The organism is Ruegeria sp. CDSA221 (genome assembly GCF_059611825.1).
On record NZ_JBXWPK010000009.1, the window covers coordinates 84760 to 110515 of the forward strand.

General features: G+C 57.0%; 25 protein-coding genes. 10 read left to right on the plus strand and 15 right to left on the minus strand.

The features are described 5' to 3' along the window. Positions 1 to 28: 28 nt before the first annotated feature. Genes AC2FJ5_RS14535 through hslO form a run of 3 tightly spaced genes read right to left on the minus strand, consistent with a single transcriptional unit; the run spans position 29 to position 2746 of the window. Entirely contained in the window at positions 29 to 1180 is a 1152-nt protein-coding gene (locus AC2FJ5_RS14535) for a CCA tRNA nucleotidyltransferase (protein ID WP_496793816.1), read from the minus strand. Further along, positions 1180 to 1785, minus strand: a complete 606-nt coding sequence (locus AC2FJ5_RS14540) for a CoA pyrophosphatase (RefSeq protein WP_496707354.1) — start codon at positions 1783 to 1785, stop codon at positions 1180 to 1182. The genes AC2FJ5_RS14535 and AC2FJ5_RS14540 overlap by 1 nt, the downstream gene beginning before the upstream one ends. Next, complete coding sequence (hslO, locus tag AC2FJ5_RS14545; RefSeq protein ID WP_496793783.1) at positions 1769 to 2746, minus strand: Hsp33 family molecular chaperone HslO; 978 nt, start codon at positions 2744 to 2746, stop codon at positions 1769 to 1771. The genes AC2FJ5_RS14540 and hslO overlap by 17 nt, the downstream gene beginning before the upstream one ends. Before the next feature lie 76 nt (positions 2747 to 2822). On the opposite strand from hslO, the gene AC2FJ5_RS14550 reads away from it, so the two are divergent. After that, entirely contained in the window at positions 2823 to 3266 is a 444-nt protein-coding gene (locus tag AC2FJ5_RS14550) for an NUDIX hydrolase (RefSeq protein WP_496692609.1), read from the plus strand. Here AC2FJ5_RS14550 and AC2FJ5_RS14555 read toward each other — a convergent pair. Then, positions 3263 to 4597 (minus strand): PP2C family protein-serine/threonine phosphatase, encoded by a 1335-nt coding sequence (locus AC2FJ5_RS14555; RefSeq protein WP_496793785.1) that lies wholly within the window; start codon positions 4595 to 4597, stop codon positions 3263 to 3265. The two genes, AC2FJ5_RS14550 and AC2FJ5_RS14555, sit on opposite strands and share 4 nt — an antisense overlap. A 93-nt stretch (positions 4598 to 4690) precedes the next feature. On the opposite strand from AC2FJ5_RS14555, the gene AC2FJ5_RS14560 reads away from it, so the two are divergent. Further along, positions 4691 to 5014, plus strand: a complete 324-nt coding sequence (locus tag AC2FJ5_RS14560; RefSeq protein WP_496793786.1) for an Hpt domain-containing protein — start codon at positions 4691 to 4693, stop codon at positions 5012 to 5014. A 125-nt stretch (positions 5015 to 5139) separates the two neighbouring features. On the opposite strand, the gene ilvA is transcribed toward AC2FJ5_RS14560, so the two are convergent. Further along, positions 5140 to 6366, minus strand: a complete 1227-nt coding sequence (ilvA, locus tag AC2FJ5_RS14565) for a threonine ammonia-lyase IlvA (protein ID WP_142637386.1) — start codon at positions 6364 to 6366, stop codon at positions 5140 to 5142. A 57-nt stretch (positions 6367 to 6423) separates the two neighbouring features. Then, a complete protein-coding gene (locus AC2FJ5_RS14570) occupies positions 6424 to 7149 on the minus strand; it encodes a hypothetical protein (protein ID WP_271950599.1) in 726 nt (241 codons plus the stop codon). 177 nt (positions 7150 to 7326) lie between these two features. Between AC2FJ5_RS14570 and AC2FJ5_RS14575 the strand changes: the two genes are divergently transcribed. The 3 genes from AC2FJ5_RS14575 (at position 7327) to msrA (ending at position 9750) form a co-directional block, all read left to right on the plus strand. Further along, on the plus strand, positions 7327 to 8553 hold the full coding sequence (locus AC2FJ5_RS14575; protein ID WP_142637390.1) for an argininosuccinate synthase: 1227 nt from the start codon (positions 7327 to 7329) through the stop codon (positions 8551 to 8553). Between the two features lie 147 nt (positions 8554 to 8700). Further along, a complete protein-coding gene (locus AC2FJ5_RS14580; protein WP_496702890.1) occupies positions 8701 to 8982 on the plus strand; it encodes an SCP2 sterol-binding domain-containing protein in 282 nt (93 codons plus the stop codon). Between the two features lie 96 nt (positions 8983 to 9078). Next, on the plus strand, positions 9079 to 9750 hold the full coding sequence (msrA, locus tag AC2FJ5_RS14585; RefSeq protein ID WP_496710546.1) for a peptide-methionine (S)-S-oxide reductase MsrA: 672 nt from the start codon (positions 9079 to 9081) through the stop codon (positions 9748 to 9750). Here msrA and AC2FJ5_RS14590 read toward each other — a convergent pair. Next, positions 9747 to 10616, minus strand: coding sequence for a ribokinase (locus AC2FJ5_RS14590; RefSeq protein WP_496793788.1), 870 nt, complete (start codon positions 10614 to 10616; stop codon positions 9747 to 9749). The genes msrA and AC2FJ5_RS14590 overlap by 4 nt on opposite strands. 3 nt (positions 10617 to 10619) lie before the next feature. After that, positions 10620 to 12875, minus strand: a complete 2256-nt coding sequence (locus AC2FJ5_RS14595) for an NADP-dependent malic enzyme (RefSeq protein WP_142637398.1) — start codon at positions 12873 to 12875, stop codon at positions 10620 to 10622. A gap of 160 nt (positions 12876 to 13035) precedes the next feature. Here AC2FJ5_RS14595 and mutS point away from each other — a divergent pair, with 160 nt between their 5' ends. Beyond that, positions 13036 to 15648 carry a DNA mismatch repair protein MutS gene (mutS, locus tag AC2FJ5_RS14600; protein ID WP_496793817.1) on the plus strand — a complete coding sequence of 871 codons (2613 nt, stop codon included), beginning with the start codon at positions 13036 to 13038 and terminating at the stop codon, positions 15646 to 15648. Between the two features lie 32 nt (positions 15649 to 15680). On the opposite strand, the gene AC2FJ5_RS14605 is transcribed toward mutS, so the two are convergent. Continuing rightward, positions 15681 to 16244 carry a nucleotide exchange factor GrpE gene (locus AC2FJ5_RS14605; protein WP_142637400.1) on the minus strand — a complete coding sequence of 188 codons (564 nt, stop codon included), beginning with the start codon at positions 16242 to 16244 and terminating at the stop codon, positions 15681 to 15683. Between the two features lie 10 nt (positions 16245 to 16254). Then, the gene (hrcA, locus tag AC2FJ5_RS14610; RefSeq protein WP_496690208.1) at positions 16255 to 17319 is read right to left on the minus strand and encodes a heat-inducible transcriptional repressor HrcA; all 1065 of its coding nucleotides are present in this window, start codon (positions 17317 to 17319) and stop codon (positions 16255 to 16257) included. 112 nt (positions 17320 to 17431) lie between these two features. Between hrcA and rph the strand changes: the two genes are divergently transcribed. From rph to AC2FJ5_RS14630, 4 genes are read left to right on the plus strand one after another with little or no spacing between them, the layout of a single operon-like run. Further along, positions 17432 to 18145, plus strand: a complete 714-nt coding sequence (gene rph / locus AC2FJ5_RS14615; RefSeq protein ID WP_496793789.1) for a ribonuclease PH — start codon at positions 17432 to 17434, stop codon at positions 18143 to 18145. Then, complete coding sequence (rdgB, locus tag AC2FJ5_RS14620; RefSeq protein ID WP_496793790.1) at positions 18142 to 18756, plus strand: RdgB/HAM1 family non-canonical purine NTP pyrophosphatase; 615 nt, start codon at positions 18142 to 18144, stop codon at positions 18754 to 18756. Before rph ends, rdgB begins: the two co-directional genes overlap by 4 nt. After that, complete coding sequence (gene hemW, locus AC2FJ5_RS14625) at positions 18746 to 19900, plus strand: radical SAM family heme chaperone HemW (RefSeq protein WP_496793792.1); 1155 nt, start codon at positions 18746 to 18748, stop codon at positions 19898 to 19900. The genes rdgB and hemW overlap by 11 nt, the downstream gene beginning before the upstream one ends. A 3-nt stretch (positions 19901 to 19903) precedes the next feature. After that, entirely contained in the window at positions 19904 to 20257 is a 354-nt protein-coding gene (locus AC2FJ5_RS14630; RefSeq protein WP_142637410.1) for a YbaN family protein, read from the plus strand. Here AC2FJ5_RS14630 and AC2FJ5_RS14635 read toward each other — a convergent pair. The 5 genes from AC2FJ5_RS14635 to mnmE are packed head-to-tail and all read right to left on the minus strand — an operon-like array spanning position 20247 to position 25737. Further along, positions 20247 to 21143, minus strand: coding sequence for a ParB/RepB/Spo0J family partition protein (locus tag AC2FJ5_RS14635; protein ID WP_142637412.1), 897 nt, complete (start codon positions 21141 to 21143; stop codon positions 20247 to 20249). The two genes, AC2FJ5_RS14630 and AC2FJ5_RS14635, sit on opposite strands and share 11 nt — an antisense overlap. Before the next feature lie 19 nt (positions 21144 to 21162). After that, positions 21163 to 21966 carry a ParA family protein gene (locus AC2FJ5_RS14640; RefSeq protein ID WP_142637414.1) on the minus strand — a complete coding sequence of 268 codons (804 nt, stop codon included), beginning with the start codon at positions 21964 to 21966 and terminating at the stop codon, positions 21163 to 21165. Further along, entirely contained in the window at positions 21959 to 22573 is a 615-nt protein-coding gene (rsmG, locus tag AC2FJ5_RS14645) for a 16S rRNA (guanine(527)-N(7))-methyltransferase RsmG (protein WP_496793793.1), read from the minus strand. Before rsmG ends, AC2FJ5_RS14640 begins: the two co-directional genes overlap by 8 nt. Beyond that, the gene (mnmG, locus tag AC2FJ5_RS14650; RefSeq protein ID WP_496793794.1) at positions 22570 to 24438 is read right to left on the minus strand and encodes a tRNA uridine-5-carboxymethylaminomethyl(34) synthesis enzyme MnmG; all 1869 of its coding nucleotides are present in this window, start codon (positions 24436 to 24438) and stop codon (positions 22570 to 22572) included. The genes rsmG and mnmG overlap by 4 nt, the downstream gene beginning before the upstream one ends. A 12-nt stretch (positions 24439 to 24450) precedes the next feature. Beyond that, on the minus strand, positions 24451 to 25737 hold the full coding sequence (gene mnmE, locus AC2FJ5_RS14655; protein ID WP_496793795.1) for a tRNA uridine-5-carboxymethylaminomethyl(34) synthesis GTPase MnmE: 1287 nt from the start codon (positions 25735 to 25737) through the stop codon (positions 24451 to 24453). Between the last annotated feature and the right edge of the window lie 19 nt (positions 25738 to 25756).

The window sequence follows — 25756 nt, forward strand, 5'->3', positions numbered from 1 at the left end:
GCTTGTCATCCCCTTTTGAGACTTCAATTTACTCGACCAGCAACTCGGAGCGCGTCAGGGTGAAACCCGAGGCGATCCAGCGCGCCTCAAGCTCGGCCAGTTTCTTGCCCAGCGCCGGGCCGGTAAAGTCAGGGATCAGGTCAGCGGCCCGCACGGGAAAATCCGCTGCCGCCCCGTCCCGGAGCGCTTGCCGCTTATCCTCGGACCAGGGCTGTTCCAACAAAGCACAACGCAGCAGAACTTCGTGCAGGCCGTCCTCTTCGCCATAACGGAACCCAAGCTCGGCAGTGCCCGCGGTTCCCGCGGCCTCATCCCGCATCCGTGTCAGGCGTTGCATCTGGGCCTTGCTCAGACGCAGGGTCTGGGCAATCTCGGGCGTGGCGATGGAGGAAAGCCGCCGGACCGGCTCGGGCTTTGCCCCAGCCTGCCGTTCCAAGGCGATCAGCGGGGCAAGTGATCGATCCTCAACCCCCGGCAATATCTGTGCCAGAACGCCCGTGCTGCGCATGGCAGCGACCGAAGGCGCAGGGTCAGGCGCGGTCAGCAATTTCATAAACTCGGCCCCAACCCGTTCGCGCGACAGGCTTGCCAATCCGTCCAGATTGGTTGCAATGGCCGACAGCGCTTCGGGATCAAACCCGGCTTCGGCATCCCCATACCAGGCGTGGAACCGAAAATAGCGCAGAGACCGCAGATAGTCTTCGCGGATGCGATGCTGGGCGTTGCCTATGAACCGAACCTTTCGGGCCTTTAGATCGGGCAGTCCGTTCAGCGGGTCCAAAAGCGTCCCATCCGGGCGGGCATACAGCGCGTTCATGGTGAAATCGCGCCGGCTGGCATCTTCATCAACATTGTCCGAGAACGCCACAACAGCCCGGCGGCCATCGGTTTCGACATCTCGCCGGAAGGTCGTGATCTCATGCGGGATGCTTTGGCTGACAACAGTTATCGTGCCATGCTCGATCCCAGTTGGAATGGCCTTCAACCCCGCCGCCCGCATCAAATCCAGCACCTGCTGGGGCGGAGCGTCCGTGGCAATATCCAGATCCGAGACCGGCGCCCCCAAAAGCGCGTTGCGGACGCAACCGCCGACGAAAAGCGCCTGAAAACCGGCATCGATCAAAACGGCGCAGACTGTCTGGGTTGCCGGGTTTGTAACCCAGCTTTCTGATAGCTTCATCATTCACTCACCCGCGCAGCCAAGCCCCGCAACATCCGGGCCGTAGCCCCCCAGATGTAATAAGGGCCATAGGGCACGGTGAAATAATACCGCCGCTGGCCCCGCCAGCGACGCGACTCAACGATATAATTCGCAGGGTTTAGAACATGCGCAAGTGGGACTGAAAAAACTTCGTCAACTTCACCCGGCTCAGGAATTGGGTCGAACCCGTCTCGTAGGATCGCGACAACCGGGGTTACGACAAAAGACGTCACGGTTTCATGGGTAGGCAAATGCCCGAGAATTTCAGGCAAATCCGAGGAAAGGCCAATCTCTTCCTGTGCTTCCCGCAGGGCGGTTGCGGTTACATCCGGATCGGTCTCATCCTGTTTTCCGCCAGGAAAGGCGATCTGGCCGGGATGGTGTTTCAGCGCCGATGAGCGCTTGGTCAAAAGCAGGCGCGGGGACTCATCCGTTACAAGAATCGGAACCAGAACCCCGGCTGGACGTAGCTTGCGCCCCGCTGGCAAAACCGCATCAGGGTTCAGATCGAAATCACTGGACCCGTTGCCGGGGCGGCTCAGGGCCGCCCGCAGCTGTTCTGTTGGATCAGGCCTCACCGGCATCGAAGCCAACGGTGACGGGGTCCAATACGTAATGGGCACCACAGAACTGACAATCGGCGGTGACCTGGCCTTCGGGAGTTGTCATCTTTTCGATGTCGCGCGCCGAATAGATCGACAGGCTTTGGCGCACGCGCTCTTCCGAGCAGGTGCAGCCGAACTGAACCGATTGCGCATCATAAACCCGTGGCTGTTCCTCATGAAACAGCCGGATCAACAGGTCGGTTGGCGCAATCGAAGGGCCGATCAGTTCAAGGTCATCAATAGTATCCAGAAGGATATTGACGCGCCCCCAATTTTCACCTTCTTCACCGTCAACCAGATCATCCGCTGACAGAATCTGACCGTCACCCTCTGCATTGGCTACAAATGGTGACGCTTTGGGCATGTGTTGCAGCATGATGCCGCCTGCGCGCCAGTGCTCACCGACGCCAGGTTCAGTTGATTTGCCGAAACTCAGTGAAAACCGCGTCGGCAACTGTTCGGACTGTGCGAAATACGCCTCTGCGCATGCGCTGAGAGAGCCGCCAGCCAGCGGTGTGATCCCCTGGTAAGGCTGCGTGCCCTCGCCCTGGTCAATCATGATGGCGAAATAGCCCTCGCCCACCTGATCAAACGGTGTGGAATCGTTCAGGCGGTCCGGGTCAAAACTGGCATAGGCGCGGATGCGGGCCGCTTCGCCCTCGGCCTGCGGAGCGTAGTAATCGGTTGCGATCATCCGAACGGCGCCTTTGGACTGAACCTGAAGCGACAGCTTCCAGCGCAACGCGACGGTCTGGCCGATCAGAGCAGTCAGCAAGGCCATCTCGGCCACCAAAGCCTCGACCTTTTCGGGATAGTCGTGCTGTTCCAGAATGCCGTCCAACACTCCGTCCAGCCGCGCCACACGTCCGCGCATATCCGGTATATCAAGTTGAAAGGGCAGGACGGTGTCGTCCCACGCGATTTTTGTTCCAAGAGACATGGGGTTTCCTTAAACGCCACAGATTGGCATACCGCCAGCATATAGGTCGAAGATTTCGGGTTGTAAGGGGCCATACATGATCAGACGGTTCGGTGAAACCCCACAAGCGGGGCGCAAATACACACGACGTGTGGGTGTATACGCATTGTTGCCTCGAGGACGACATCTGTTGCTGACCTGCCAGACCGAGCCCGGCCCTGATCTGCAGTTGCCGGGTGGCGGTATTGACCCGGGCGAATCGCCCATCACCGCCCTGCATCGCGAAGTCTTTGAAGAAACCGGCTGGTTGATTGCCGGCCCGCGGCGGGTCGGCGCCTTTCGCCGTTTCACATACATGCCCGAATATGACCTGTGGGCCGAAAAGGTCTGTTTGATATATCGAGCCCGCCCTGTGCGCCGCATAGGTCCACCTTCAGAGCCATTCCACGAAGCCCTTTGGCTGGACAGCGCGGATGCCGCGCAGATGCTGGGCAACAGCGGTGACCGACATTTCGCTTCGGGACACCTGATGGGGCTTTAAGGCCCGCTGTATTCAAAGAAAACCGCAGATACGTCATCATCCATACCCTGGTCCGGATCCATGGCCTGTGTCAGCCGCCAGAACATATCGTCCAGAAATTCGGGCCCGCTGAGATCGGTGGCACAATCCGTCACCATTCTGCACAGCCCCTCTTCTTCCAGCAGGGATCCATCCGCCATCCGGCATTCCGTGAACCCGTCTGAATATAGCAACAGCTTGTCACCGGGCTTCATGTAGGTATCGGTTCGCTGAAACGTGACATCCGGCAACAGTCCGATGGGCAGGCCACCTTGCCCCAGATACTCGGTCCCACCATCCTGTCGCAACAACAGCGGATGCGGATGCCCTGCTTGCACCATCTTGAGATGTCCGTTTCGCAGGTCGATAATGGCATAGACCATGGTAAAATACTCTTCGACGCCAGCATCGGCCATAAGGCGGGAATTGAGCATCTCTGCCACCTGATCAGGTGGTAGCAATGCGTAAAATTTATCGAACCGCTTTTCCATCGCCACGTTCTGATCGAAATGTTTGCTGGACAGATACCCGCCCAGCCGTGCTGTCATCATCGCCGAGGTGATGCCGTGGCCGGACACATCGATGCTGTAAAACCCCACACGGTTGACCCCCGGTGAAAACATTCCCACCAGATCGCCACCGATATGCCCACAAGGTTTCAGCAACATGCTGATACGCGATCTACCGAAATCACGCGTGAGTTCGGGGACCAGAGATTCCTGTATCTTACGCGCCTGAATCAGGTCCTTGTCGATCGCATCATGGACCACTTTCAGTTCTTCGAGCGCGGTCTCGATCATACGGTTCTTATCAGACAGCTCACGCTGCATATCCAATATCCGCGCGCCCGCAGATATGCGCGCCCGCAATTCATCGGCCTCAAGAGGTTTGATCAGAAAATCATCCGCCCCGGCATCCAGTCCGCGCGCAACCTCCTGCTTTTCGCTTTTTGAAGTCAGAAGGATGAAATAGCTGTATTCGTCATTCTCCAACGCCCGAAATGCCTGACAGAATTCCAGCCCGCTCATCCCCGGCATGACCCAGTCGCTCAGGACCAGGTCGGGGGACATGGCCGCACAGATTTCGATGGCGGCCTCTCCGCTGTCTGCCTCGAGCACCTCAAAGCCCCATTTCTTCAGCGAGGCCACAAGGATGCGACGTTGCAGACGACTGTCATCAACGACCAGCACCTTGCGAATCGCACCAAAATCCAGCTCTGCCTTTGTTTCTGCCTGACTGACCTCTGCCACCTGACCCTCAGCTCTGCCATATAATGCGGAACGGGACGACCCTAGCGCACGGCTATTTAACATCCTGTGAAGGTCGTAAATACATCCATCTTAACCACGGATTTACCAACGGCCTGTAGTGATAATCGGGTCGTTATCTTTAGGGAAAGGATGGCCATGATCGACTGGTCCAGGGTCAGACAGCTGCGGGACGAGGTCGGCGCCGACGAGTTTGACGAGGTAGTGGAAATCTTTCTCGATGAGGTGCAACAAGGCCTGGAGCATTTGCAGGTCGATGATGATCGGTCTGACTTCGAACAGCATCTACACTCCTTGAAGGGCAGCGCGCTTAGTCTGGGATTCAGGACATTGGCCAGGCTCTGCCAGGATGGTGAGCGCCATTCGGCACAGGGTCAGGCCGCAACCGTCGATATCGCCGAAATAGACGGCACATTCCGGACCTCAGCAACGGAGTTTCAGGCAGGATTGAACGAGCTCTGAGCGGCGCCGTACAGGCAGCAAACAGGTACACTAGCGATGGGTGACAACCCGGCCCTGTATATTGTCTGTTTCAGTTGCAGCTGATCTATCACTGCGACAGACAACATTGCAGTCTGGTCATTTGCTCAGATCACAAACTGGGCGAGGGTCTCGTCCTCGGTGATATCCGTAAAAGTGAACCCGGCTTCATCCAGATGCGCGAACAGACGGGCAAAGTTTTCGGGCTTGCGGGTTTCGATACCAATCAGAACCGAGCCGAAGTTACGTGCCGATTTCTTCATGTATTCAAACCGCGCAATGTCATCCTCGGGGCCAAGGATGTTCAGGAACTCTTTCAATGCGCCAGGGCGCTGTGGCAAGCGCAGGATGAAGTATTTCTTCACCCCCAGATAGCGCTGCGCGCGTTCCTTGACCTCGGGCAGGCGTTCGAAATCGAAGTTGCCACCAGAGGTTACGCAGACAACGGTTTTCCCTCGGATAAAACTCTGAATATCGCTCAGCGCCTCAATCGCGAGGGCCCCGGCGGGTTCCAGAACGATGCCTTCGACATTCAGCATCTCGATCATGGTTGTGCAGATGCGGTCTTCGGACAGCACCAGAGCATCCGACAGATGACGGGATTTCAGCAATTCGAACGGTTTTTCACCGATCCGACCAACCGCAGCACCGTCAACGAAATTGTCCACCTGATCCAATGCCACCGGATGTCCTGCTGCCATTGCCGCGTGCAGACAGGCACCGCCTTTGGGTTCCACAAACAGGCAATGGGTTCGATCGCCAAACCACGTAGCCACGCCCGCAGACATGCCGCCACCGCCTACTGGCAAAAGGATGTGGTCCGGCAACCCACCCAACTGCGCTTCGATCTCAACCGCAAGCGAGGCTTGCCCTTCGATCACATCAACATCGTCAAAGGGCGACAGAAAATGGCCGCCCTGTTCGGTGCACCACGCCTGCGCGGCGGCCAACGTGTCATCGAAATAGTCGCCGGTCAGATGAATCTCGATATTGTCGCCGCCGAAGATACGAGTTTTCTGGATTTTCTGCTGCGGCGTCGTCACGGGCATGAAGATCACACCCTTCACATCCATGTGCTTGCACATAAAGGCCACGCCCTGCGCATGATTTCCCGCGCTGGCGCAGACAAACAGGTTCTGCCCCTGCTGTTTGCGCATGGCGTTGAACGCACCGCGGATCTTGTAGGACCGCACCGGGCTGAGGTCCTCACGTTTCAGCCAGATATCGGCCCCGAAACGATCAGACAGATGGGCATTGCGCTGCAGAGGCGTCACCGGAAACACAGAGCGCATCGCCTGTTCGGCAGCGCGGGCGCGGGTCATGAAATCACTCATGCCGGTTTCCCTGCCCCATCATCGCTGAAAGAGCAAGGAATACATATGTGTACGAGTTCAGGTCAGCTGGCGCTTTTCAACGAACACGCCGTACATGGTGGTCAAGATACTGACATTGATCAGCGGCAAAACCAGAACCCCAAAGAACAGTGAGAGCAAAACACCCAGAACCGGGATGAAAGCGAGCGCTGTAAAGACCAACTGGACCACGACCTGGAACACAAAGCTTACAAGCAAAAGAACGATGATCGCACCACCCGCACCGGCGGTGTTGTTCCAAGCTTGCCCAAGTGTCAACGGTTGCCCAATCGCTGCTGCAGGCAGGATTATGGACAAACGGTAGAAGCCGATGATGAGGAAGACGACAAGGACAATGACAAACACAACTGACAATGCTCCACCGCCCAGCGCTGAAAGTACCGCGCCCGCCGGCAGGAACGCGATGGCCATCAGGATACCCAACAGAAGAACCCGCCCGAAATAGGCCAGAATTCTATCGAACCGGAAGGTTGGGAAAATACCTCTTGGATATTCCTCAAGCAGGACAAAGCGGTGCCACGACACCACAATCCAGAACATCGTCACAAATATCACGACCATAAAGCCCACCAGGAAGCCAATCGCCGATCCGCTCGAAACACCTGCAGGCAACTCTCCGGTGGTTGTATTGAGTTGATCCAGCGGAACGTCCAATACAAAAAACAGGGCGACAATCACCGCTGTCGCAACCAAAGATGGCCCGAACGTAATCTGCAAAACCTGTTTGAGATTCCCAAAAACCATCCGCACCGAATGTGCAAAAATCTTCCAACCCAACATCTGAAATCTATCCCTTCAACCAATCCTTGTTTTCTTTCCTTCTGTTTCACCCCAAATCCCGACCTGCGTCAACGCAGATAACTTGCCCCCGCGTTCAAAACCCGCTAGGGGCCAGTCGTTCTACGCATAAAGGGAAGTCAGATGTCCGCGCCCAAGAAAGTTGTTCTGGCCTATTCCGGTGGCCTTGATACCTCGATCATCCTGAAATGGCTGCAGACCGAGTATGGTTGTGAGGTCGTAACCTTCACCGCCGATCTGGGTCAGGGCGAGGAGTTGGAGCCCGCCCGCAAGAAGGCCGAGCTGCTGGGGATCAAGCCCGAAAACATCTATATTGAGGACATCCGCGAGGAATTCGTCCGCGATTTCGTCTTTCCGATGTTCCGCGCGAATGCGCAGTATGAGGGCCTGTACCTGCTGGGCACCTCGATTGCGCGCCCGTTGATCTCGAAACGTCTGGTCGAGATTGCCGAGGCGACCGGAGCGGATGCCGTATCTCATGGCGCGACCGGTAAGGGCAACGATCAGGTACGGTTCGAACTGGCCGCTTACGCGCTGAACCCTGACATCAAGGTGATTGCCCCGTGGCGCGAGTGGGACTTGTCCAGCCGCACCAAGCTGCTGGAATTTGCCGAGGCGAACCAGATTCCGATCGCCAAGGACAAACGTGGCGAGGCGCCGTTCTCGGTTGATGCCAACCTGCTGCACACCTCATCCGAGGGCAAGGTTCTGGAAGACCCCGCCGATATGGCGCCCGATTACGTCTATCAGCGCACGGTCCACCCCGAGGACGCGCCGAATAAACCAGAATTCATCGAGATCGGGTTCGAAAAAGGTGACGCGGTCAGCATCAATGGCGAGGCGATGAGCCCGGCCACCATCCTGACCAAGCTGAACGAATATGGCGGCAAGCACGGCATTGGGCGTCTCGATCTGGTCGAAGGTCGCTTTGTTGGCATGAAATCGCGCGGTATCTATGAAACACCGGGCGGCACAATCCTGTTGGAAGCACACCGTGGCATCGAATCCATCACCATGGATCGGGGCGCGATGCATCTGAAAGACCAGCTGATGCCTCAATATGCAGAGCTGATCTATAACGGTTTCTGGTACTCGCCCGAGCGCGAGATGCTGCAGGCCGCCATCGACAAATCTCAGGATCATGTCACCGGCACCGTGCGCGTGAAGCTGTACAAAGGTCTGGCATCGACCGTGGGCCGCTGGTCGGAACACTCGCTGTATTCCGAGGCGCACGTGACCTTCGAAGAGGATGCTGGTGCCTACGATCAGAAAGACGCTGCGGGATTCATCCAACTGAACGCCCTGCGCCTGAAACTGCTGGCAGCACGCGACAAACGGCTGTCGAAGTAAGACAGCTGAGATTTTGACCTGAAGACCCGGCAGCCCCTCAGGATGCCGGGTTTTTTATGCGTCCATTTTTGCCACCTCCCGTCAGGTCACTCTTGCTCCACCGCAGGATATGTCTTTACCCAAGTCACAACACTGAAAGGATAGGGCATGTTGCAGGATATCGCAGAAGGTATTCAGAACGGTCTGAATGGCAAGAACTTTGATGGGTCGTTGAAATTCGATTGCGGTGATGCCGGTGTGGTTGTTCTGGCCGACAATCAGGCGACGACGCAGGATCAGGACACTGATTGCACCATCCGTATCTCACAAGAGAACCTGACCAAGCTGCTGACCGGCAAGCTGAACCCGATGACCGGTATTGCTATGGGCAAGCTCAAGATCACGGGCAATATGGGTGTGGCGATGAAGCTGGGGCAGTTGCTGGGCTAAGGCGATAAACTCGTCTCACCAGCGCGTGAGAACAGATGTCAGCGCGTTGCGCCCGGGGGTTTCCCAAGGCAGTCTGATCATGGAAGGAGACCCACCATGATCCGAACCACATACATTGACGCTGTCAAACCTTGGCTTCTGTTTGCGCTGATCCTCATCGTCGCAATGCTGCGCGCCGCGCCTGCACCGGCTGCCGGAACCGAGACGCTGACCGTGGCCGGGGGGTGTTTCTGGTGCGTTGAATCCGATTTCGAATCCGTGCCGGGCGTGGTTCAGGCGGTCTCGGGCTATACCGGGGGCGCGACCGCCGACCCAACCTATGGCGAGGTGTCCAAAGGCGGCACAGGCCATTACGAGGCGGTTCAGATTACCTTTGATCCGGACCGTGTTTCCCGTGAAACCCTGCTGAACCTGTTTTTCCGCTCGGTCGACCCTACGGATGCGGGCGGTCAGTTTTGCGACCGTGGAGAGAGTTACCGCACAGCGGTTTTCGTCTCTAATACAGGCGAAAAGGCGTTGGCCGAGGCTGCAAAATCCAAAGCACAGCACGCCCTGCGTCAAACGATTGTCACCCCGATCCTGCAACAGGACCGGTTTTACCCGGCCGAAGCCTATCATCAGGATTACTATAAGGGCGAAAAACTGGTCTTTACGCGGTTCGGTCCCAAACGCCAGCGCAACGCCTATAAGGCCTATCGCAAAGCCTGCGGTCGCGACGCCCGCGTCAAACAGCTGTGGGGCAGTGACGCGCCCTTTGCCGGGTCTTAATCAAAGCGCGCTTCGCGCACCTCTTTCAGATCAGGAATGACATCCGCCGTACCGTGCCGTGTCACCATCAACGCGGCAGCCCGGTTTGCCTGCAATATGGCCTGCTCCATCGGCATGCCACGATCCATTCCTGCCAGAACGTAACCTGTGAACGTATCGCCCGCACCAGTTGTGTCCACCGCCTGAACCTTGTGAGCCAAAAAATCCGAGGTCGTCCCCTTATGATGATATCGCGCGCCCTTTGATCCGAGGGTCACAATGACATGCTCTATCCCCAACTCGGACAGGCCTTGTCCGGTTGCCTGCCGCAGCTGCTCGGCCTCGACCTCATTTAGGATCAGGAAATCCAGATACGGAAGAACCGCCCGCACTGCATCGGCTTGAAAAGGGGCCGCCGCGTAACAGACAGTCAGCCCCATTTCGCGGCCCATTTTTGCGGCTTCGACCTGCAAGTTGGTTTCGTTTTGCGTCACAATCAGATCACCCTGATCCGCCGATGACAGCGCCTGGCCCAGTTGATCTGACGTAATTGCATGATTTGCGCCTTGAAACAGGATGATGTTGTTTTCACCCTCGGCGTCTACGGCGATAATGGCGTGCCCGGTAGGATCTGAAACTTCGGCAATCCACCGGGTATCGACGCCATATTCGGTCAGCCTGTCACGCGCCCAGCGCCCGTCGAGCCCTATGGCCCCAATATGCGCCACCCGCGCGCCGGCCCGCGCGCCGGCGACGGACATATTCGCGCCCTTACCGCCCAGAAACCGATCCAAACGGTTGGCCGAAAGCGTCTCACCCGCGCCAGGCAGGTGTGGCACATCATAAATCATGTCTGCGTTGATCGAGCCTAGATTCCAAATTGTCATGGCTTAACCAATATCGCAGGAGGCCAGAATGGCCATGTTCAGAATGTCATTGGCCGTCGATATGGTCGAACAGATCTGAATCGGCTTGTCGATGCCCGACAAGATCGGGCCGATCACCGTGGCCCCACCCATTTCCTGCATCAACTTGGTCGAGATCGAGGCCGAATGCCGTGCTGGGACAATCAGGATATTCGCCGGTCCGGTCAGTCGCTGGAACGGATAGTTTGCCTGCTGGTCGACATTCAGCGCCACGTCCACCGTCATTTCACCTTCGTATTCGAAATCTACGCCACGCTGATCCAGAACGGCAGGAGCGCGGTGCATCTTTTCGGCCCGCTCCGACACCGGGTAGCCAAACGTCGAAAAGCTGACAAAGGCAACGCGCGGCTCCAGCCCCATATGGCGGGCAACGGCTGCTGAGCGCTCGGCGATATTGGCCAGATCGTTTTCGTCCGGCCATTCATGGACTAGAGTGTCGCCGATCAGCACGATCCGCCCCTTGTGCAACAGCGCCGTCACACCCGCCGCGCCACGCGCCGCATCTGCATCGAATACATGGTTGATCCGATCCAGCACATGCGCCGATTTACGCGTCGCGCCCGAGACCAAACCGTCGCCATGCCCATGCGCCAGCATCAGCGATGAAAACACATGCCGGTCGCGCGCGGCAAGTCGATGAATATCCTTTCGATCAAAGCCTTTACGCTGCAGGCGATCGTACAAAAAATCAGAATAGGTATCGAGATGCGCAGTGTTGGCGGCATTCACGACCTCCAGCTCACGCACAGCATCGCCCAGCCCGGCCTCTTCCAGCTTTTGCTTGACGTCATCCGGGCGGCCTACGACCAGCGCCTTACCAAAGCCCGAGCGTTGATACATCACCGCAGCCCGCAGCACACGCGGATCGTCGCCCTCGGCAAAGATCATTCGGCTTTGCGCCTGACGGGCCCGCGCGTTCAGGCCGCGCAGAATGCTGGCGGTCGGATCCATGCGGGATTTCAGGCTCAGCTCATACGCGTCCATGTCGATAATCGGGCGCCGCGCCGCGCCGGTATCCATCCCGGCCCGCGCAACGGCGGGTGGAATGCGGTGAATCAGGCGCGGATCGAAAGGTGTCGGGATAATATAATCGCGCCCAAAGGTCAGCGACTTACCATAGGCCATCGCGACCTCATCCGGGACATCTTCGCGCGCGAGGTTGGCCAGGGCGTGGGCACAGGCAATTTTCATCTCGTCATTGATGGCGCGGGCGTGGATATCCAGCGCACCGCGGAACAGGTAGGGAAAGCCCAACACGTTGTTGACCTGGTTCGGATAATCGCTGCGCCCTGTGGCGACGATGGCATCTACGCGCACCTCATGCGCCTCTTCCGGTGTGATCTCGGGGTCGGGGTTTGCCATCGCAAAAATCACCGGGTTATCGGCCATGCTGGCTACCATATCTTGCGTCACAGCCCCTTTGACCGACACGCCCAGAAAGACGTCTGCGCCTTTCATGGCATCTTCCAGCGTACGCAGATCCGTGGTGATCGCATGGGCCGATTTCCACTGGTTCATGCCCTCGGTCCGGCCCTGATAGATCACGCCTTTGGTGTCACACACGATGCAGTTTTCATGCCGCGCGCCCATGGACTTGAGCAGTTCGATACACGCTATCCCAGCAGCCCCAGCACCGTTCAGAACAATCTTCACATCTTCAATCTTCTTGCCCGAGATACGCAGCGCATTCAGCAGGCCCGCTGCACAGATCACCGCCGTGCCATGCTGATCATCGTGGAAGACGGGGATATCCATTTCTTCCTTCAGGCGCTGTTCGATGATGAAACACTCGGGCGCCTTGATGTCTTCCAGATTGATGCCACCAAAGGTCGGGCCCATCAGACGCACGGCGCGGCAGAACTCATCCGGGTCTTCGGTGTCCAGCTCGATATCGATCGAGTTTACGTCAGCGAAACGCTTGAACAGGACTGACTTGCCCTCCATCACCGGTTTTGAGCCCAGCGCGCCCAGATTACCAAGACCCAAAACCGCCGTCCCATTTGAAATCACGGCGACCAGATTTCCCTTGTTGGTATAGTCATAGGCCGTTTCTGGATTTTCCGCGATTGCTTCACATGGAACAGCCACGCCGGGGCTGTAGGCCAGCGACAGGTCGCGCTGCGTGGTCATGGGAACGGTGGCTTGTACCTCCCACTTGCCAGGAGTTGGATCCAGGTGAAAGGCCAGCGCCTCTTCGTTGGTGATCTTCGCTTTGGGCATTTGATACGTCGTTTCTCTGCAACTACGGGGCTTCTGCCTCATAGCGCAGGCACGCGCGCGCCTCAACGAGAATACTTTTGCCTTTCGCACCAGATGGCGGATTTGTAAGGTCGCGACCGAACGCCGTCAAAAGGGATCAGCCTTGTCCACAGTCACGCCGATGATGGCGCAATATCTCGAAATCAAAGAGGCCCATGCCGACGCCCTTCTGTTTTACCGGATGGGCGACTTCTACGAGATGTTTTTCGAGGATGCCGTCAACGCCGCTGAGGCGCTGGACATCGCCCTGACCAAACGCGGCAAGCACAACGACGCAGACATCCCGATGTGCGGTGTGCCGGTCCATGCCGCCGAAGGATACCTGCTGACGCTGATCCGAAAAGGCTTTCGCGTGGCCGTTTGCGAACAGATGGAAAGCCCGGCTGAGGCCAAGAAGAGAGGCTCTAAATCAGTGGTAAAGCGCGGTGTTGTCCGGCTGGTGACACCCGGAACACTGACCGAGGACGCGCTGCTAGAGGCGCGCCGCCACAACTTTCTGGCCTGTTATGCCGAGGTGAGGGATGAAGCGGCGCTTGCCTGGGCCGATATCTCAACCGGGGCGTTTCACGTGATGCCTTTGACCTCTGTGCGCCTAAGCCCTGAACTGGCACGGCTGGCCCCGTCGGAGCTGATCGTGGCGGACGGGGCCGAACAGGTCCTGCACGAACCTGCCCGCGATCTGGGCATCTCACTGACGCCCATCGGCCGTGCCAGTTTCGACAGCACGGCGGCTGAAAAGCGCATCTGCGCTTTGTTTCACGTGGGCGCGCTGGACGCGTTTGGAAATTTTGGCCGGGCCGAAGTGTCCGCTATGGGCGCATTGATTGACTATTTGGAGATCACGCAAAAAGGCAAATTACCACTGCTACAAACGCCGCTGAAAGAATCCGAGGACCGCGTGGTGCAAATCGACGCCGCAACGCGCCGCAATCTGGAGCTGACCCGGTCGCTGTCTGGTGGGCGCGCCGGATCGCTTTTGTCGGTGGTTGACCGTACGGTGACGCCGGGCGGCGCGCGGCTGTTGGAACAGCGCCTGTCCAGCCCCTCGCGCAATCTGGATGTGATCCACGGGCGGTTGGATGCGGTAAGTTTTACAGCCGATGACAGCCTGATCGCCCAAGATCTGCGCGATGCCTTGCGCAAAACCCCCGATTTGGACCGCGCCTTGTCGCGCCTGTCGCTAGATCGTGGCGGCCCTCGCGATTTGGCCGCCATCCGCAACGGGCTGGCGCAGGCCGCAGCCATCGCCGAACTGTGCAATGCCGGAGATCTGCCGGTATTGCTGGCCACTGCAGTGCAAAACCTGACGGGGTTTGATGATCTGCTGACCCTGCTGGATGAGGCGCTTGTGGCCGAACCGCCCCTGATGGCGCGCGATGGCGGCTTCATTGCCCCCGGCTATGACGCGGAACTGGATGAGGCGCGCACCCTGCGCGACGAAGGTCGATCCGTCATCGCCGGGTTTCAGCAGAAATACTCCGAGCACACCGGCATCACCTCACTGAAGATCAAGCATAACAACGTGCTGGGCTATTTCATTGAAACCACGGCAACCCATGCCGAAAAGATGTTGAACCCGCCGTTCTCCGAAACCTATATCCACCGGCAAACCACGGCCAATCAGGTGCGGTTCACCACTGTCGAACTCTCCGAGATCGAGACCCGTATCTTGAATGCGGGCAACCATGCTTTGGAAATCGAAAAGCGGCTCTATCAAAGGCTTTCTGATGAGATTCTTACCCGTGCTGCGCAGCTGAACCAAGCCGCGCGCGGGCTGGCAGAACTGGACTTAACCACTGCGCTGGCCGATCTGGCACGGGGCGAGAACTGGTGTCGCCCGCAGGTCGATGCCTCTCGTGCCTTTGATATTCAGGGCGGGCGGCATCCGGTTGTTGAACATGCGCTGCGCCAACAAAGCCGTGACGCGTTTATCGCCAATGATTGTGATCTCAGCGCGGAAGATGGTGCTGCAATCTGGTTGCTGACCGGCCCAAACATGGCGGGTAAATCAACCTTCCTGCGGCAGAATGCGCTGATCGCCTTGCTTGCACAGATGGGCAGCTATGTTCCAGCCGAACAAGCCTATATCGGTGTGGTCAGCCAGCTGTTCAGCCGTGTCGGGGCATCTGACGATCTGGCCAGGGGTCGGTCGACCTTTATGGTTGAAATGGTCGAAACCGCCGCCATCCTCAATCAAGCCGACGATCACGCGCTGGTCATCCTGGATGAAATCGGACGCGGGACGGCCACCTATGACGGGCTTTCCATCGCCTGGGCCACGCTCGAACATCTGCACGCCGCCAATAAATGTCGCGCGCTGTTTGCAACGCATTATCACGAGCTGACCGCGCTGGCCGGAAATCTGGAAGGTGTCGACAACGCCACCGTTGCGGTCAAGGAATGGGAGGGCGAGGTGATCTTTTTGCACGAGGTTCACAAAGGCGCCGCGGATCGATCTTATGGTGTCCAGGTGGCGCAACTGGCTGGCCTGCCGGCATCCGTTGTCGAACGTGCCCGCGTTGTGCTGGACCAGCTGGAGAAAACCGAACGCGAAGGCGGCAAGCAAAAGGCTTTGATCGACGATCTACCGCTGTTCTCGGCTGCCCCGCCGCCACCGCCTCCCCCAAAAGCTTCACCCGTTGCGGATATGTTGGGTGAGATCTTGCCGGATGAGCTAAGCCCGCGCGAGGCATTGGACCTGATCTATAAATTGAAAGAGGCGGCCAGATCCTGACCGCCTCAATAATTGATTGATATCTTAGGTGCTTAGCTTGCCGGCGTGGACGACACACCCACCTGCGCGGGGCGCAAGAGCCGGTCGTACAGCATAAAGCCTTCTGCAGATACCTGGATGATGTCACCAGCGCGTGTTCCGGGCACAGGGGCCTCGAACATCGCCTCATGCACATTGGGGTCAAACCGATCGCCAACTTCTGGCGTGATCACCTGAATCCCGTGTTTCTGAAACACGTCCTTAAGCGCGCGCATGGTCAGTTCAACACCTTCCAGCAAAGCGCCTGCGACCTCTTTCTGCTCGTCGGTTGCGGCCTCAAGCGCGCGTTTCATATTGTCATAGACCGGCAGCATGTCACGAGCCAGTTTCGAGCCGCCATATTGTTCAGCATCGCGCCGTGCCTTGTCGCCGCGCTTGCGCGCGTTTTCCGCATCGGCCAATGCACGCATGAATTTGTCTTTGTAGTCGTCGCGCTCGGCGCGCAGCTCATCCAGCTCCAGCGCTTCTTCGCTGATCTCAGCAAATTCATCAGCCAGCTCTTCGGCCTCGGCCGTTGCGATATCGTCCAGAAAATCTTCGTTCTTGGGCTCTGCCATCTCTTACCCTCTAGCTCCGGTCGGATATCAGTTTGCCGACCAGTTGCGCCGTATAATCCACGATCGGCACGATCCGTCCATAATTCAGACGTGTGGGCCCGATGACCCCAACCGCACCGATTATCTTACGATCAGCGTTCATATATGGAGACACCACCAAAGAGGAACCCGAAAGTGAGAAAAGTTTGTTCTCAGACCCGATAAAAATGCGCACACCTTCGCCTTCTTCGGTCAATTCCAGAAATTCGGCGATGTCGCGCTTGCGTTCGAGGTCGTCAAACAGGGTGCGAATGCGCTCCAACTCATCTGCTTCGCCACGTTCACCCAGCAGATTCGCCCGCCCTCGGACGATCAAACGAGCCGAGTCGCCATCATCCCCGTCCCATGCGGCCATGCCGCTGTCGACCATTTCACGGGCCAGCACGTCAATTTCCTGTTTCCGCACATCGATCTGGGTCAGCATCTGACGGCGAACCTCGCTGATGGTGCGGCCCTCGATCAGCGCGTTCAGAAAATTCGCCGCTTCCCGCATCGAGCTGGGCGTTTGCCCGGGTGGCGGCTTGAACAGCCGGTTTTCCACCTGACCGTCGGAAAAGACCAAAACCACCAGGGCCCTGTCATGCCCAAGCGACACAAATTCGATATGTTTGATTTCCGCTTCGTGTTTCGGCGTCAAAACCAGCGAGGCCCCTTGTGTCACGTGTGACAAGGCCGCGCCGACACGATCAAGCATCCCGCCGACATCCCCCGAGTTAGCGCCCAGTGTGTCGTCCAGCTTCTGCCGGTCATCCGCGCCCAGATCACCGACCTCCAGCAATCCGTCCACGAACATCCGTAACCCGTGTTGCGTCGGAATCCGCCCCGCACTGACATGAGGGCTGTCGAGCAGGCCCAGAAACTCAAGATCCTGCATCACATTGCGAACCGTCGCCGCACTGACTTTTTCCGACAAAGTGCGCGTCAGGGTACGGCTGCCGACAGGCTCACCGCTATCCAGATAGCTTTCGACGATCAGGCGAAACACCTCGCGCGACCGGTCATTCATCTCGTTCAGAATTTTGCTTGCGTCACTCATCGGCAATCCTCTGCTGGATGGCCATTAAATAGCAGGTAGGCGAAAGGTCAATCAGGGTTGCATCCTGACGCTGCGGGGCGGTATCCCCAAACCAGCAAACAAAGGAATTCCCATGCGACCCTCAGGACGTGATCTAAACGAAATGCGCGCCGTTTCAATCGAAACGGGATTTACCAAACATGCCGAAGGTTCCTGCCTGATTAAGATGGGCGATACCCATGTGTTGTGCACTGCCACGATCGAAGATCGCGTGCCACCGTTCATCAAGGGTTCGGGCCTGGGCTGGGTTACCGCTGAATACGGCATGCTGCCCCGTGCGACCAATACACGGATGCGGCGCGAGGCTGCCAGCGGTAAGCAGGGTGGTCGTACCGTGGAAATCCAGCGTTTGATTGGCCGTGCCCTGCGCGCAGGTGTCGATCGGGTTGCCTTGGGTGAACGCCAGATCACCGTCGACTGCGATGTGATCCAGGCTGATGGTGGCACCCGATGTGCCTCGATCACAGGCGGTTGGATTGCGCTGCGTCTTGCGGTCAACAAGCTGATGAAAACGGGTGACGTGATCTCGGACCCGCTGGTTGACCCGGTTGCAGCCGTATCCTGCGGTATTTACGCCGGTCAACCGGTGCTGGATCTGGATTACCCCGAAGACAGCGAAGCCGGCGTGGACGGCAACTTTATCATGACCGGGTCCGGCAAATTGATCGAAGTTCAAATGAGCGCCGAAGGCTCGGTCTTTAGCCGCGTTCAGATGGATCAACTAATGGATCTGGCTGAACAGGGCGTTAGTGAACTGGCTGCTGCGCAAAAGGCCGCCACCGCATGACCCGCAAGTTCGACGGCGACAGGTTGCTGGTGGCCACGCATAACAAAGGCAAGCTTGAGGAGATGGCACATCTGCTTGAACCCTTTGGCGTCACTGTTATCGGCGCCGCGGACATGGACCTGCCTGAACCGGAAGAGACCGAGGATACATTCGTCGGCAATGCCCGGATCAAGGCCCATGCCGCCGCCAAAGCCACCGGCCTTCCTGCCCTGTCGGACGATTCCGGGATCACCATCGACGCGCTTGACGGGGCGCCGGGCGTCTACACCGCCGATTGGGCAGAAACCGGCAATCGCCGCGATTTCCTTGTGGCGATGACACGCGCACATGAGGAGCTTGAGGCGAAGAACGCCGCCCATCCCCGCACTGCACAATTTCGTTGCACGCTGGTTTTGGCCTGGCCCGACGGGCATGATGAGGTGTTCGAAGGCATCGCCCCCGGTCACTTGGTCTGGCCCATTCGCGGTGCGGACGGCTTTGGTTATGATCCAATGTTTGTGCCCGAGGGTCATGACATTACCTTTGCGGAGATGGATCGCTGGGAAAAGAACAAGATCAGCCATCGCGGTCGCGCGGTTGAGATGTTCGTGAAAGGCTGTTTTGGCGGATGATTGGCGCAATGGGGGCTTTGGCCTGTATGTGCATTGGCCCTTTTGCGAGGCCAAATGCCCCTATTGCGATTTCAACAGCCATGTTTCCAAAAATATTGATCAAAAACAATGGCTTGATGCATATCTGGTCGAGCTGCGCCGTAGTGCTTCCGAAACCCCGAACCGTGTCCTGAACACCATCTTCTTTGGCGGCGGCACCCCGTCTCTGATGGATCCCGAAACCGTCGCCGCAGTGATTGATACCGCCCGCGCCCTTTGGCACCCCGCCAATGACATGGAAATCACACTTGAAGCCAATCCCGGCTCGGTCGAGGCGGGACGGTTCGCTGCCTACCGGGAAGCAGGCGTCAACCGTATCTCAATGGGGGTTCAGGCGCTGAATGATGACGATCTGCGCCGGTTGGGCCGCATTCACAGCGTGGCCGAAGCGCGGGCTGCTTATGACATAGCCCGTCATTGTTTTGAACGGGTCAGCTTTGACCTGATCTATGCGCGACAACATCAAACCCTTGATGCCTGGCGCGCAGAGTTGACCGAAGCCCTGTCGATGGCGGTCGATCACCTGTCGCTGTACCAACTGACCATAGAAGACGGAACCGCCTTTGGTGATCGCTATGCCGTGGGCAAGCTACGCGGCCTGCCCTTGGATGATAGCGCCGCCGATATGTATCTGGCCACGCAAGAAATCTGCGAGGCTCATGGTCTGCCCGCCTATGAGGTATCGAACCACGCCCGCCCCGGCGCGGAATCACAGCACAATCTGATCTATTGGCGCTATGGTGACTATGTCGGCATTGGCCCCGGCGCCCATGGGCGGATCACTCAGAATGGCCAGAAATACGCGACTGAAACCTATCTGAATCCGCAGCGGTGGTTGGACGCGGCTTCCTGTGGTAGCGGAGAGAAAGAACGCGCCGCATTGTCGCGTGAAGATCAGGCAAGTGAATACCTTATGATGGGTCTTAGGATTGCCGACGGGCTAGATATAGATAGATATATGGGAATATCAGGCCACCCCTTACCACAAGACCCATTGGGCCATCTTCAGGATATCGGCATGGTTCAAATGCTGGATGGTAAACTGATGGCCACAACCGACGGGCGGGCCGTCTTGAACGCGGTGATCCGCGAACTTTTGGGATAGACCATGCAATATCTGTGGGCAGGGCTTGGATTGTTATGTGTCGGGCTGGCCGCTGTTGGGGTGGTGCTTCCCCTACTACCAACGGTTCCATTTCTGCTTCTCGCCGCCTTCTTCTTTGCCCGCTCGTCTTCACGGCTGCATAGCTGGCTGATAACGCACCGACTGTTTGGCCCAATGATCGTCGATTGGCAGAGTTCAGGCGCGATTCGTCCGGCCGCAAAAAAGGCGGCCACCCTGTCGGTCACCGCCGTATTTGGACTATCGGTCATGATGTCTGCGCCGTCTCATGTCCTGATCATCCAGGCGATTGTACTAGGCGGCGTGATGTTCTTTATCTGGACCCGCCCTAGCGGCTGAGCTTGGAACAAAGATCATCCAGTTGATCTAGGTTCTCATAGGTCAGGACCACCTGCCCCGTTTCCGAGCCCGCTTTGTGATTGATCGCCACTTTCATCGCCAGAATCGCGGAAAGATCCTTCTCCAGCGCCCGGGTATCCGCATCTTTACCCGCATTCAGATCCCGAGACCTTGGTGCCGGTCGGGCCGCATCCCCCTGCTGTTGCTTCTTCACCAGCGCTTCCGTTGCCCGCACCGACAGCCCGTCTTTGACAATTTGCTTTGCAAGATCCGAGGCATTCTCGGCCGTGATCAGCGTCCGTGCATGGCCAGCCGATAATTTTCCTTCTATTACAAGGGTTTGTACATCCATTGGCAGGGACAACAGGCGCAGCAAATTGGCAATATGACTGCGGCTTTTGCCCAATGCTTCAGCCAGCTTTTCTTGCGTATGACCAAAGCGGTCCATCAGCTGCTTATAGCCGGCCGCCTCTTCCACCGCATTCAAATCCGCGCGCTGAATGTTTTCGATAATGGCGACTTCCAGAACCTCAGTGTCATCAAAATCGCGAACGATAACGGGGATATCATGCAACTGCGCCATTTGCGCCGCGCGCCAGCGGCGTTCACCCGCGACGATTTCATAATCGCCTTCGGCAATCTCGCGGACGATCAACGGCTGAATGATCCCCTTCTCTTTGACCGAAGCGGCAAGCTCATCCAGATGTTCCCGGGCAAAGGTGCGGCGCGGCTGATTTGGGTTTGCGTGAAGCTTTTCGATTGGAATCGTCAGGTCCGGCCGCCGTGAATCAGTTGGCACGCGTCCCTGGGGCTCTTGTGTGACATCTGCCATCAACGCCGAAAGCCCGCGACCCAACCCTCTTGGTTTTGATTTTCTGGCTGTCACAGGGTCCTCCTAGTACCGCTCAGACTGCGGTTTTATTGTTCTTATGCATGACTTCCCGGGCCAAATGCCGATAGGCCATCGCGCCCAGAGACCCCGAGTCATATTGCAAAACCGGCAACGCGTATGACGGAGCCTCACTGACCCGCACATTTCTGGGTATTTTGGTTTTAAATACCATCTCGCCCAGATTGTCACGTGCGTCTTTTTCGACCTGACGGGACAAGTTGTTGCGGTTGTCATACATAGTTAGCACAACACCTTCGATTCTGAGGTCTGGATTCGCAGTCTGTCGCACCTCGCGAATGGTCAGCATGAGCTGGGACAAACCCTCTAATGCGAAGAACTCGCTTTGCAATGGCACCAGTACGGAATGCGCTGCGACCATCGCGTTTACCGTCAGAAGATTCAGCGATGGCGGACAGTCAATCAGGACGAAATCCAGATCGTACTTATCAATAGCAGTCTGGCGTAACGCATCATGCAGTAAATAGCTGCGTTTTTCGTTCGAAATCAGTTCAATATCGGCGGAACTGAGGTCTACCGTAGCGGGGACAACGAGAATGCCTTCAATCTCCGAGTCCTGAACGACCGCATCCAAAGGCGCATCATCCAGAATCAGGTCATAAGTTGTCCAATCTCGATCCTCGACACCTAAACCGGTTGAAGCATTCCCCTGTGGATCCAGATCAACCACTAAAACCCTGCATCCGGCCTCGGCCAGGCCTGCTGCCAAGTTTATGGCTGTTGTCGTCTTCCCAACCCCGCCCTTCTGGTTGGCTACCGCTATGATCCGGGGGCCTGAGGGACGAGATAGATCAACCACGTGATACTCCTTTGACCTTGAGGATGACGGCTTGGGGTTCTGTTAAACTTGTAATCGGATCACAGGTGAAATTCCATTCTTCCTGCGCATCCTGTACCTCTTTTTTCCAGCTTACACCTTTCGGCAACAAAGCGACGCCAGAATCGCCTAAATGTCTGTCACAAAAAGATAATAATACCCCGAGATCTGCCAAGGCGCGGGCAGACAAAACATCTGCATTCAGGGGGTCCACCGCTTCAATGCGTTTCGCCACCACTTTACAGTTTGCGCCACATTCCCGGGATACATTGCGTAAAAACGCAGATTTTCGCTGATCGCTTTCAACAAAGGTGAATTTTGCGCCTGGCGCTTCTTCGATCGCCATAATTGCACAGACCATACCGGGAAACCCACCACCACTTCCAATATCAACCCAATGCGAAAAGTTCTCGGCACATCGAAAAACCTGAACGGAATCCAGAATGTGCCGTGTCCAGATTTCGGACAAGCTTTTGCGCGATACGAGGTTGATTTTCGGGTTCCAGCGCTCGACAAGGGCAACATATGTTGCCAGTCGATCAAATGTTTCACGTGAAACATTCAGACCGTCAAACAGCTCTTCCTTCATGCTTTGCGCACCCTCTGATCGCGGCGAAGCTTGGCCAACACCAGAGTCAGCGCAGCCGGTGTCACACCCTCTATCCGGCTTGCCTGCGCTACATTCTCGGGACGGGCGTTGGACAACTTCTGCTTCATCTCTGACGACAGCCCATCCAATGCGAAGAAGTCAAAATCACGCGGAATCTCATAGGCTTCATCGCGTTTCATCGCTTCTACATCACGTCTTTGCCGCTCGATATAATTCGCATATAGCGCATCGCGTTCCACTTGCTGCCGAATGCCTGAATCAACGTCCTGCAACTCAGGAATCAAGGGAACAAGGTCCTCAAAGCTCACATCAGGAAAGGCCAAAATCGCCATACCATCGCGGCGATTGCCATCCTGATTGACCTCGATACCAGCTTCTCGCACTTCTTTCGGAGTATAGGTATGATCTGTGAGCTTCTTTTTTGCAGCCTCCAACTTCTCCATCTTTTCAGAGAAGTGCTTGCGGCGTGTCTCGCTTACGCAACCTAGGCGTAGGCCAATAGGTGTCAGTCGTTGGTCGGCATTATCGGCGCGCAAAGACAATCTAAACTCTGCCCGTGAGGTAAACATCCGATAAGGTTCCGCCACTCCGCGAGTGGTCAGGTCATCGACCATGACGCCAATATAACTGTCGGAACGCGTGAAATGGATTGGATCCCGACCCAAGACCTGAAGGGCAGCATTGAGGCCAGCCACCATTCCCTGAGCTGCAGCTTCCTCATATCCTGTGGTGCCGTTAATCTGACCCGCAAGATATAGTCCTGGCGCCTCAGGCAACGACAGTGATGATGTCAGAACGCGAGGATCTACGTAGTCATATTCGATGGCGTAGCCAGGTTGGAGGATCTCTGCCTTTTCCAGCCCCTTAATGGATCTGACATAATCGACCTGAACATCCTGTGGCAGTGAGGTAGAAATTCCATTCGGATAGATTGTGTGATCATTCACACCTTCTGGCTCGAGGAAAATCTGATGAGATTCCTTATCCGCAAACCGCACAATCTTATCTTCGATCGAAGGGCAATATCTGGGGCCTATACCGTCAATATGCCCCCCATACATCGCCGATCTGGAAAGGTTCTTTTCAATGATCTCATGTGTTCTGGCATTGGTATGCGTAATCCCACAAGAAATCTGCGGCGCCACCACCCCCATCGAGAGGAATGAGAACAGCGTAGGTTCATCATCGCCGTCCTGACTTTCGAGACCTGACCAATCAATCGTCCGACCATCCAGCCGGGGCGGTGTCCCCGTTTTCAAGCGTCCTAGCGGCAGGTTAAGGCTATCCAAACGCTCGGCCAGCTTTACCGAGGGACGATCCCCCATACGTCCGCCAGGGCGCGATACGTCACCAATGTGAATAACGCCTCGCAAAAATGTCCCAGACGTCAGGATCACAGCGCCGGCCCGTATTTCAGACTCATCCGCCAATCGAATTCCGGTAACAGCAGGTCCATTCACCAGGAAATCTGTCACCTCGCCGACTACGACGCTGAGGTCCGGCTGTGCCGTGGTTTCTCGCTGCATCGCAGCTCGGTACAAAGCCCTGTCTGCCTGCGTTCTGGGCCCCTGCACAGCGGGGCCTTTACGGCGATTCAGTAAACGAAACTGAATTCCCGCCTGGTCTGCGACGCGCCCCATCACCCCGTCCAACGCGTCAATTTCGCGAACAAGATGCCCTTTCCCGAGGCCCCCAATAGCCGGGTTACAGGACATTACGCCGATATCAGTGGCCGACAGAGTCACAAGGGCGGTAGTCGCACCCATCCGGGCGGCCGCATGGGCCGCCTCTGTTCCGGCGTGGCCCGCTCCGATAACGACGACGTCAAAATCCGAATGTTTCACGTGAAACACTCCTTACTTTCCCAGGCAGAAGCTTGAGAATATTTCATCCAACAAGTCTTCTACACCAATTCTGCCAACCAGAGCTTCCAAAGCGCGGATCGCGGTCCTCAGTTCCTCGGCTGCAATATCATACAGGTCGGGACCTGATTCCAGAACAGCGATTGCAGCACTAAGTGCGTCGCGCGCTGTGATCAGCGCTATACGATGCCTTTCACGCGTGGCGATACCATGGGTAGTAGTACGATCACCCAAAACACGCGATATGTTGGAAATCAACCGATCCACACCCTGCCCGGTTTTCCCTGAGATTCCTTCATCAGAACTGTTTCTCAGATCGGACTTCGGAAGAACCTGAATATCTCCTTCCAACATCTGAACGCCCAGCTCTTTTGGATCATCAGTCAGAAATACGCGCAGATCGGCGGCCTCGGCGCGCTTTTTGGCCCGCTCAATTCCCAGGCTTTCGACGTGATCGTCGGTTTCCCGCAAGCCCGCTGTATCCAACAAAGTAACGGGAAGTCCCTCAAGGTCCATTCGAACTTCAATCACATCGCGCGTTGTGCCGGCATATTCCGACGTGATCGCTGCATCGCGACCGGCCAGAGCATTCAGCAATGTCGACTTTCCGGCATTTGGCAAGCCAACAATCGCAACCTCGAACCCGGTTCGAATGCGTTCTGCAATACGAACCCCTTCAGCTTCACGTTGTAAATCTGCAATGACATCTGTGATCAACTGGCGTACTTCAGGGGTAACATCGGTTGGCACCTCTTCATCGGCAAAATCAATCACTGCCTCAAGCAGCGATGCGGCGCGAATCAAATCGCGCCGCCAGCGTTCAGCCAAATTTCCAAGCTCTCCGGCCAGAATGATCTGTGCTTGCTTGCGTTGAGCTTCTGTCTCAGCGTCGATCAGATCGGCAAGGCCCTCGACCTGTGTCAAATCCATTTTGCCGTTTTCCAAGGCACGGCGGGTAAATTCCCCGGGATCGGCTAGGCGCAAATCGTCCATGTCCGCAAGGCAGCGCATGACGGCGTTGACCGCCGCTGTACTGCCGTGAATCTGTAGCTCTGCCACGTCTTCGCCAGTAAAGCTGGCCGGGGCCTGGAAGGTCAGAACTACCCCATCATCCAGGCGCGATCCGTCTTTGCCATACAGGCTGCGCACCCGAATTCCGCGGGAGGGCAAAGCAGCACCGGAAAGAGCAGCCGCGGCAGGATGCGCCAAGGGGCCCGAGAGACGGATGACCGCCACCCCTGCCTTGCCTTGCGCGCTGGCCAAGGCGAATATCGTATCCATTCGACCGCCTCGCTTGCGT